Genomic DNA, 1,707 nt, shown 5'->3' with positions numbered 1-1,707 from the left:
ACATTCGCTAAAGTTTCCCGTTTTCTTGATTATTGAGCGTGGTGTTGAATATAAAACCAAAAGAGATCCCTGAGATCTCGTTCTATTCGATTCTGGGATGACGATGAATCTTCTCATCGACCAATAAGTAGCTCGTCACTCCCTAGAATGATAAGCGAGAACTAAACAAGTCCGCTCATTAAAAGTCAGATTCCTGATACCTCGTTTTACTCGGTTCTGGAATGACGAAAGGTAGCTTCGGTACAATAAGCGATGAAATTATCATTTCCCGATCCCGTCATTCCCTACAGTGAGGAACGAGCGTGATAGGGAATCTCGCTTTCGCTTCTGTTTACCCGCACTACACTTTTCCAAATACACCTTCACCAAATTTCAGGCAATAAAAAACCCAGCCGAAGCTGGGTCTGTTTAGCGCTCATCTCTCACCACGAGCTAATTTGTGGAAGCCTAACGTTAACGCTTATGATCAAAACTACTTATAGTCAACGTGGCCTTTCAATCGATTAACCTAGTAGGCTAAGTGCCGAGTTCGGTGCTTGCTTCGCTTGAGCAAGAATCGAGCTTGAAGCTTGAGAAAGGATCTGAGACTTAGTCATCTGAGTCGTTTCTTTCGCGAAGTCGGTATCTTTAATACGGCTCTTAGATGCATTAACGTTTTCGTTAATGTTGTCTAAGTTGCTGATAGCGTGGTCGAAACGGTTTTGGAAAGCACCCAGTTCAGCACGGTGGCTGTCGACATACTTAAGTGCCGCATCGATAACCGCTACAGACTCTTGTGCGCCACCAACTGATGTTACGTCGATAGTATCAACCGTTACGTCTTTGCCAGGTTGCATGCCTAGTTCGCCAGCAAGGCTACCAGAGAATGCCACTTCGCCTTCAACTTTGTTGTTACCAGTAAACATTTGTAGCTTACCATCTTCAGTTACAGACGCTTTCACAGAGTCTTGTTGACCGTTGATGTACGTTGCTAGCTCTTCGATGTCGTCACCCGCTTTTGCGCTGATGTCGATTTCTTGTGCTTGACCGAAGTTATCAGTGAACGACAGTTTTAGGTCGTTAGAGCCAGCTTGAACGTTCCAATCTTTGTCTTTCGCGTTCTCAGTTTGGTAGCTCTTACCACCCATCTGAGCATTATCAGAGCGCATGTCTTTCAGTTGAAGCATTACCGCTTCACCGTTATCCGCACCGATTTGGAATGATAATCATGGCACTCATGGCAATTCGTCGAACAACGGTGGTTTTCTGCAGCAAAGGCGCTATGCCAAATCAAGCGTTAACGCTTATGATCAAAACTACTTATAGTCAACGTGGCCTTTCAATCGATTAACCTAGTAGGCTAAGTGCCGAGTTCGGTGCTTGCTTCGCTTGAGCAAGAATCGAGCTTGAAGCTTGAGAAAGGATCTGAGACTTAGTCATCTGAGTCGTTTCTTTCGCGAAGTCGGTATCTTTAATACGGCTCTTAGATGCATTAACGTTTTCGTTAATGTTGTCTAAGTTGCTGATAGCGTGGTCGAAACGGTTTTGGAAAGCACCCAGTTCAGCACGGTGGCTGTCGACATACTTAAGTGCCGCATCGATAACCGCTACAGACTCTTGTGCGCCACCAACTGATGTTACGTCGATAGTATCAACCGTTACGTCTTTGCCAGGTTGCATGCCTAGTTCGCCAGCAAGGCTACCAGAGAATGCCACTTCGCCTTCAAC

Annotated in this window: 1 protein-coding gene and 1 pseudogene; both read right to left on the bottom strand. The window is 45.5% G+C overall.

The features are described from left to right. Positions 1–503: 503 nt before the first annotated feature. A pseudogene (locus tag CWO08_RS23755) lies at positions 504–1,202 on the bottom strand (flagellin); the annotation flags it as partial. Positions 1,203–1,326: 124 nt separating this feature from the next. Next, a partial coding sequence (locus tag CWO08_RS23750) for a flagellin (RefSeq protein WP_019821649.1) occupies positions 1,327–1,707 on the bottom strand: 381 nt, incomplete at its 5' end.

Origin of the sequence: Vibrio sp. 10N.286.48.B8, from assembly GCF_003050085.1 — a bacterium.
Lineage (GTDB): Bacteria > Pseudomonadota > Gammaproteobacteria > Enterobacterales > Vibrionaceae > Vibrio > Vibrio crassostreae.
The sequence above is the reverse complement of the archived record's forward strand: the minus strand, read 5'-3'. Positions and strand labels throughout refer to the sequence as shown.